The organism is Microcoleus sp. S13_C5 (genome assembly GCF_036700845.1).
Taxonomy (GTDB): Bacteria; Cyanobacteriota; Cyanobacteriia; order Cyanobacteriales; family Microcoleaceae; genus Microcoleus.
In genome coordinates this window covers 1-9335 of sequence record NZ_JAUBPR010000182.1, presented here as the reverse complement: position 1 = coordinate 9335, position 9335 = coordinate 1, and the positions used below count along the sequence as shown (strand labels likewise).

At 48.5% G+C, this 9335-nt stretch carries 3 protein-coding genes; all 3 read left to right on the top strand.

Annotated elements, in window-relative coordinates; translation table 11 throughout:
• Positions 1 to 649 precede the first annotated feature (649 nt).
• On the top strand, positions 650 to 826 hold the full coding sequence (locus QUA04_RS27545) for a type II toxin-antitoxin system PemK/MazF family toxin (protein WP_333263348.1): 177 nt from the start codon (positions 650 to 652) through the stop codon (positions 824 to 826).
• A 402-nt stretch (positions 827 to 1228) separates the two neighbouring features.
• Complete coding sequence (locus QUA04_RS27540; RefSeq protein ID WP_333263345.1) at positions 1229 to 5428, top strand: DUF4347 domain-containing protein; 4200 nt, start codon at positions 1229 to 1231, stop codon at positions 5426 to 5428.
• A gap of 409 nt (positions 5429 to 5837) precedes the next feature.
• A partial coding sequence (locus QUA04_RS27535) for a DUF4347 domain-containing protein (RefSeq protein ID WP_333263342.1) occupies positions 5838 to 9335 on the top strand: 3498 nt, incomplete at its 3' end.

Genomic DNA, 9335 nt, shown 5'->3' with positions numbered 1-9335 from the left:
ATAATTCAGTATCAGGTAACAGGGGAATATTTAGCTGTCTTGAAGGGAGTCACTGCCAGTAGTATAGTTCAGGCAGTCACTTTCGTGGTGTAGCGTTCGGGGATGCCGAGAAATTTTGCATCCCACAAACAATCTACCCATAAAATCTGCCCCGGCAAATTGTGCCACTAAACCCAACTAAGTGAGTGCCTAAGTGTTGGGAATGATTAAATTTTAGTTAGCTTGGGGAAGAGAAAAAGGTTACAAATGATATGAAATGAAGCCGGGAGCAATAAAATAGTAATTGGAGTTTTCTGGTAAGGAGAGCGGGTGATCATATAGAAAACTTTACAACAAAAATGGTAAGGATTCAGGTCACTGAACTCCTTGCTGGGCAAAGACTTTAGATATGGAGCTTGATACTAAATGAATCTCTATTCTCAATAAACCACGAAAAAGTGTCACTTCTCCTCGTTTATTGACAATTAACCACGAAAGACAAAAACCATTATTTTGCCCTAAAACCCTTGCCAGACAAGCGTTGGAGCCGCAAGTTTTTAGACCTGAATCCTTACCAAAAATGATAGCCCTGAAAGATTTAATCCAACAATAGTTAGAAAAAATCGAGCGACAACAACTCCAACAAGTATTTGAATTTGGTGAAATTTGGATGGCAAACTTTGAGCCTAAACAAGGTTCCGAAGAGGCTGGTGTACGTCCCACAATTATTTGTCCGAACGATACTATTTTGATGTATACGACTACTGTTATCAGTATTCCTCTCACAACTAATCTGCGCCGTGCCTCTCTTCCTTCGTCTGTTTTCATTCCAGGCGGTGATGATTAGCTCAATATTCTGTTGCATTGTGTCATCAAATGCGAGTTTTGGATAAAAAAATGCGAAATAAAATTGATGAAGTTAATCCAGACACCATGGTAAAATTAGAAAATACCGTATTATTTATCTTTGGTTACTCACCTGAAAAAAAAGCGATTGATCCTATTCTTCGTAGTCACGCAAATTTGAACTCTTTGTATATGCTTTAGTTTACTTTTGTAGATGTAGCAAAGTAAACCTGATGTATTCAGCAGCAAGACCTACAGACATTACGCTACTGCCAGATGGCGGTGCGCTCGCCTGTCCCCACTCAGGAGTGTAGCCACACCTGAAGCCCCCTTGTAGACGTTTTTAATTCGCAATAAATATTTTTTATTGCTAATCACCTATTTTAAAATTAAGAGATGACCAATGATAGAGCAAAAACTTGTTTCGACTCTAGTTTTTATTGATTCAAATGTTGAAGATTATCAGACTTTAATTAGCGGTGTTTGTCCAAATGCTCAAGTAATTATCCTAGATAAAAAGCGGGATGGCATTGAGCAAATCACCGAAAGGTTAGCAATTGAACAAAATATAGAAGCAATCCACATTATCTCTCACGGCAGTCCAGGTGCAGTACAACTCGGTGCAAATACACTCCACAGCAGCAACATAGAAAGCTTCGGCCCTAGACTCAAACAGTGGCGCAAAGCCTTAATTCCCGGTGCCGATATTCTCCTCTACGGGTGTAACATAGCAGCCGGGGACAGAAGCCACCAATTCCTCGCTCAACTGCACCAACTCACAGGCGCAAATATCGCCGCCAACACCAATACCACAGGCAACAGCGAACGAGGAGGCACCTGGGACATCCCCCAACTCATCCCCCCATCCCCCCAAAAGCCCAAACTAATTCTCACAGAAACCACCCTCCAAACCTACAGCGGCGTACTAGGCTTGGCTCCCCAAGTCACCTTCGCTACTGGCAGTACCCCCCTCTCCGTCAGCATCGGCGACATCAACGGCGACGGCAAACCTGATTTAGCTGTGGCGAACGTGTACAGCAACACCGCCTCCATCCTGCTCAACACTACCGCCCCCTTCGCTACCACCCCCACTTTCGCCCCCCAAGTTACCTTCGCTACTGGCAGCCGCCCCTTCGCCGTCAGCCTCGGCGACTTCAACGGCGACGGTTTACCTGATTTAGCAACGGCGAACCAAGGCAGCAACAACGCCTCCATCCTGCTCAACACCACCGCCACTGGAGCTACCACGCCCACTTTCGCCACCCAAGTTACCTTCGCTACTGACGGTGATCCTAGATCCGTCAGCATCGGCGACATCAACGGTGACACAAAACCTGATTTAGCAACAGCGAACACTTTCAGCAACACCACCTCCATCCTGCTCAACACCACCGCCACTGGAGCTACCACCCCCACTTTTGCCACCAAAGTTGACTTCCCTACTGGCAATACCCCCATCATCGTCAGCATCGGCGACATCAACGGCGACGGTTTACCTGATTTAGCATCGGCGAACCGCAACAGCAACACCCTCTCCATCCTGCTCAATACCACCGCCACCGGAGCCGCCATCCCCACTTTCGCCACCCAACTCCCCTTCCCTACTGACAGTGGCCCCGTCTGGGTCAACATCGGCGACTTCAACGGCGACGGGAAACCCGATTTAGCAACGGCGAACTACAACAGCAACACCGCCTCCATCCTGCTCAACACTACGGCCACCGGAGCTACCACCCCCACTTTCGGCACCCAAGTCGCCTTCGCTACTGGCAGTCGCCCCGTCCCCCTCAGCATCGGCGACATCAACGGCGACGGGAAACCCGATTTAGCTGTGGCGAACCGCAACAGCAACACCCTCTCCATCCTGCTCAACACCACCCCCAAAGTAACCGCTGTCACCGCCACCAATGCTGACGGCAGTTACGGCATCGGTGCCACCATCAATATCACCGTCACCTTTGATGCTGCTGTCACCGTCATCGACACACCCCAACTGCAACTAGAAACCGGTACCACAGATCAATTTGCCAACTACGCCTCTGGTAGCGGCGGTACTGTACTCACCTTCAACTATGTAGTGCAACCAGGAGACACCTCTGCCGACTTAGAATACCTCGGCACCACTGCTCTCACCCTCAACGGCGGCACCATTAAAGATAATTTGATAGTGGATGCCATCTTAGCCCTCCCCACTACCGCCTCAGTCAACTCTCTCGGCGGTAGCAAAGCCATAGTTATTGATGGCATTGCACCCACAGTTGTCTTAACATCCCCATCAGCAACAACAGTAAATGGTTTATTTAGCGTCACAGCAACATTCAGTGAAAATGTCACTGGGTTTGATGCTACTGATATCACCGTAGCCAATGCGACTGTCGGTAACTTTGTCCGACTTGATGCCAAAACCTACACCTTTGATGTCACTCCCACTGCTGATGGTAATGTCACCGTTGATGTACCGGAGGCAACAGCTACGGATACTGCGACTAATAACAATACCGCTGCAACTCAACTGGTTCGTACTGCTGATGTTACACCGCCAACAGTTGCCTTAACATCAACTTCAGCAACAACAGTCAACGCAGCATTTTTAGTCACAGCAACTTTCAGTGAAAATGTGACAGGATTTAGTACGAGTGGCATTAATGTTACTAACGGTACGGTTAGCGGTTTTACAGGTAGCGGCACGACTTATAATTTTACAGTCACACCGAAGGCTGATGGTAATGTCACAGTTGATGTACTTGCGGCAACAGCTACGGATACAGCGAGGAATAACAATACCGCTGCCACTCAACTGTTTCGTACTGCTGATTTTAGCGCACCTAGTGCTAGCTTGGGTACAATTTCTAGCATTACTACAGCGGGCGGCACAAGCCAGACCTTGACAGTTATTTTTACTGATAACAGTGGAGTTGATGTTAGCAGTTTAGATAATTATGACCTGGTAGTAAATTGGTCAGGTGGTGCAATTACCGCTACATTTGTCAGCGTCGATACTAATAGTAACGGTACCACTCGCACGGCAACTTATTCTCTAACTCCGCCTGGGGGAAGTTGGGATGATACAGATAATGGCAGTTACGCTGTTAATTTGCAAACTAATCAAGTAAAAGATAGTTTGGGCAATCAAGTTGTAGGTAGCAATTTAGGCAGTTTTACTGTTAACATTGCCACGCCAATACCGACTCCAACTCCAACTCCGACAACAACACCGACTCCAACAATAACTCCAACTCCGACAATAACTCCGACTCCAACTCCAACACCAACTCCGACTCCGACTCCGACAACCACTCCGACTCCAACTCCAACACCAACTCCGACAACAACTCCAACTCCAACCCCAACTCCGACTCCGACAACAACTCCGACTCCAACTTCAACACCAACTTCAACAATAACTCCGACTCCGACAACAACTCCGACTCCAACGCCAACTCCGACAATCACTCCAACTCCGACTCCGACAATCACTCCAACTCCGACAATCACTCCAACTCCGACAATCACTCCAACTCCGACAATCACGCCAACACCAACTCCGACAATAACTCCGACTCCAACGCCAACACCAACTCCGACAACAACTCCAACGCCAACTCCGACAACAATTCCCACGCCGACTTCAGGTACTCCCGCTGTCATTTTCATTCAACCACTTGGCAGTACCCAGGTACTCGAAAGCTTGGGCAGCGATATATACAAAGTGCGACTCAATACTCAGCCAACTGCTAATGTCACCGTCGTCATTACCCCTGAAACTCAAGTTACTGTCACTCAACCTGCCCTTACTTTTACTGCCGCCAATTGGAATGTCGCTCAAACGGTAACGGTGACTGCGGTTGACGATGCGGTTGTTGAGGGCGATCATCTCAGCCCAATTAGCCACGCCACTACCAGCACTGACACATTGTATAATAATCTCGTCGCCCCTCTCACAGTCCATATCAGCGATAACGATAACTTAGGCGATGTCACAACCTTGTTGAAAAAGTCAGTAATCGGTTTGACAGACTCCGACGATCGCGTCACAGGATCGGCATTAAACGACATCATCTACGCACGCCCCGGCAATGATTATCTTCATGGCAAAGCAGGCGATGACTTGCTTTACGGACAAAAAGGGGATGACGGCATTAGGGGCGGTGATGGCAATGACATTATTTTTGGTGGTAAGGGGATTGATTTTATTGAGGGCGATCGCGGCATTGACTTGATTTACGGAGGAAAGGAAAACGATCGCATTTACGGAGGCGATGGCGACGATATATTGTTTGGCGACGGGGGCAATGATTACTTATTTGGAGAAATGGGTGCCGACACTCTCACAGGCGGATTGGGTTTTGATGTTTTTGCGATCGCGATCGACACTGGTGCAACAGACGCTTCCGCTGCTGATGTGATTACTGATTTTACCCTCAATCAAGACAAAATTGATTTAATTGGCCCCCTGGCTTTTAGCCAGTTAAATATTTTTCAAGGGACGGGCGCTTTTGTGAGCGATACTATAATTCAGTATCAGGTAACAGGGGAATATTTAGCTGTCTTGAAGGGAGTCACTGCCAGTAGTATAGTTCAGGCAGTCACTTTCGTGGTGTAGCGTTCGGGGATGCCGATAAATGTTGCATCCCACAAACAATCTACCCATAAAATCTCCCCCGGCAAATTGTGCCACTAAACCCAACTAAGTGAGTGCCTAAGTGTTGGGAATGATTAAAGTTTAGTTAGCTTGGGGAAGAGAAAAAGGTTACAAATGATATGAAATGAAGCCGGGAGCAATAAAATAGTAATTGGAGTTTTCTGGTAAGGAGAGCGGGTGATCATATAGAAAACTTTACAACAAAAATGACGGCCAGGAAAGACAGGACTTACGAACTGGCACATGGCAGTGCGATCGCCTCAGCTCACTCAGGAGTGTAGTCACCCCTGAAACCCCATTGTAGACGTTTTTAATTCGCAATAAATATTTTTTATTGCTAATCACCTATTTTAAAATTAAGAGATGACCAATGATAGAGCAAAAACTTGTTTCGACTCTAGTTTTTATTGATTCAAATGTTGAAGATTATCAGACTTTAATTAGCGGTGTTTGTCCAAATGCTCAAGTAATTATCCTAGATAAAAAGCGGGATGGCATTGAGCAAATCACCGAAAGGTTAGCAATTGAACAAAATATAGCAGCAATCCATATTATCTCTCACGGCAGTCCAGGTGCAGTACAACTCGGTGCAAATACACTCAACAGCAGCAACATAGAAAGTTTCGCCCCTCAACTCAAACAGTGGCGCAAAGCACTAATTCCCGGTGCCGATATTCTCCTCTACGGGTGTAACATAGCAGCCGGAGATAAAGGCCACAAATTCCTTGCTCAACTGCACCAACTCACAGGCGCAAACATCGCCGCCAACACCAATACCACAGGCAACAGCGAACGAGGGGGCACCTGGGACATCCCCCAACTCATCCCCCCATCCCCTCAAAAGCCAAAACTAATTCTCACAGAAACCACCCTCAAAACCTACAGCGGTTTACTAGGCTTTGCCCCCCAAGTCACCTTCCCTACTGGCAGTAACCCTTTGTCCGTCAGCATTGGCGACTTCAACGGCGACGGTCAACCTGACTTAGCAACGGCGAACACCAGCAGCGCCAACGTCTCCATCCTACTCAACACTACTGCCCTCGGAGCCACCACCCCCTATTTCGGCACCCAAGTTCCCTTCGCCACTGGCCTTGGCCCCTTCGGCGTCAGCATCGGCGACTTCAACGGCGACGGTCAACCTGACTTAGCAACGGCGAACTACACCAGCTACACTGCCTCCATCCTGCTCAACACGACTGCCACCGGAGCCACCACTGCCACTTTGGCCCCCAAAGTTGACTTCCCAACTGGCCTTAAGTCCGCCTCCGTCAGCATCGGCGATATCAACGGCGACGGGAAACCTGACTTAGCTGTCGCCAACAGCGGCAGCAACAGCGTCTCCATCCTACTCAACAATACGGCCACCGGAGCCACCACCCCCAATTTCGGCACCCAAGTCCCCTTCGCAACTGGCACTCGCCCCTTCGGCGTCAGCATCGGCGACCTCGACAGCGATGGAAAACCTGACTTAGTTGTGACGAACTACGGCAGCGCCAACGTCTCCATCCTACGCAACACTACTGCCACCGGAGCCACCCCCCCCACTTTCGCCACCCAAGTCACCTTCACTACTGGCCTTGGCCCCTTCGGCGTCAGCATCGGCGACTTCAACTTGGACGGGAAACCTGACTTAGCTGTGGCGAACTTCGACAGCAACAACCTCTCCATCCTGCTCAATACCACTACCACAGGAGCCGCCACCCCCACTTTCGCCACCCAAGTTCCCTTCGCTACTGGCAGTGGCCCCAGATTCCTCAGCATCGGCGACTTCAACAGCGACGGAAAACCTGACTTAGCTGTGGCGAACGACTTCAGCAACACTGCCTCCATCCTGCTCAATACCACTACCACCTTCGCTACCACTCCCACTTTCGCCCCCCAACTTACCTTAACAACTGGCCTTTACCCCCGCTCCGTCAGCATCGGCGACTTCAACAGCGACGGAAAACCTGACTTAGCTGTGGGGAACCCGGGCAACAACAACGCCGGCATCCTGCTCAGCACCACCCCCAAAGTTACCGCTGTCACCGCCACCACCGCTGACGGCAGCTACAAAGCAGGTGATACCATCGCCATCACCGTCACCTTCGATGCCGCTGTCAACGTAGATACCACAGGTGGCACACCGCAACTGCAACTAGAAACAGGTACAACTGACCGCTTTGCCACCTATGCCTCTGGTAGCGGCGGTACTGTACTCACCTTCAACTATGTAGTGCAACCAGGAGACACCTCCGGTGACTTAGAATACCTCGCCACCACCGCCCTCACCCTCAACGGCGGCACAATTAAAGAAACTTTTGGTACAGCCTTTGACGCTTTCTTAACCCTCCCCACTACCCCCTCAGTTACCTCTCTCGGTGGTAGTAAAGCCATAGTTATCGATACTCTTGCACCCACTATCGCCAGCGTCACCTCTACCACCACTGACGGCAGTTACAACATAACTGGTAACATCAATGTCACCGTCAACTTCAGCGAAGGCGTTACTTTAGCAGGCGGTAATATGAGTGTCGCCTTAGACACAGGTGGCACTGTTACTATTGCACCTTTCACCGGCACATCTGCTGGCGGTATTTATACTCCAGCAACCGGACAAAATAGTATTGATCTCAACTCAACAGGCATAACTTTAGCAGTCGGTGCCACCTTAAAGGATGCTGCTGGCAATGATGCAACCTTGACTATCCCTACGGGAAAATCTTTAGCCGATAGCAGAGCCATAATTGTAGACACCATTGTACCCACAGTTGCCTTAATATCCGCATCAGCAACAACAGTCAACGCCGCATTTAGCGTCAAAGCAACATTCAGCGAAAATGTCTCTGGGTTTGATAATACTGATATTACCGTCACCAATGCCACTGTCGGTAACTTTGTCCCAGTTAATGCCACAACCTACACCTTTGATGTCACTCCCACCGCTGATGGTAATGTCACCGTTGATGTACTTGCTAATAAAGCGAATGATACTGCGGGTAATAACAATACGGCGGCCACTGGGTTAACTCGTACCGCTGATATTACCGCACCTAATGTCACCTTAAACTCAAATTCAGCAACAACAGTCAACGCCGCATTTACCGTCACAGCAACATTCAGCGAAAATGTCTCTGGGTTTGATAATACTGATATTACAGTCGCCAATGCGATTGTAGGTAACTTTGTCCGACTTGATGCCAAAACCTACACTTTTGATGTCACTCCCACCGCTGATGGTAATGTCACCGTTGATGTACTTGCGAATAAAGCGAATGATACTGCGGGTAATAATAATATCGCTGCAACTCAACTGGTTCGTACTGCTGATATTACTCGGCCAACAGTTGCCTTAACATCAACTTCACCCACAACAATAAATGCACCATTTTTAGTCACAGCAACTTTCAGTGAAAATGTGACAGGATTTAGTACGAGTGGCATTAATGTTACTAACGGTACGGTTAGCGGTTTTACAGGTAGTGGCACGACTTATAATTTTACCGTTACTCCGAATGGTGATGGCACTGTCACAGTTGATGTACCGGAGGCTAAAGCTACTGATACTGCCAGTAATAACAATACCGCAGCCACTCAACTGGTTCGTACTGCTGATGTTACCGCACCTACTGCTAGCTTGGGTACAATTTCTAGCATTACTACAGCGGGCGGCACAAGCCAGACCTTGACAGTTACTTTCACTGATAGCAGTGGAGTTGATGTTAGCAGTTTAGATAATTATGACCTGGTAGTAAATTGGTCAGGTGGTTCAATTCCCGCTACATTTGTCAGCGTCGATACTAATAGTAACAGTACCACTCGCACGGCAACTTATTCTCTAACTCCGCCTGGGGGAAGTTGGGATGATACAGATAATGGCAGTTACGCT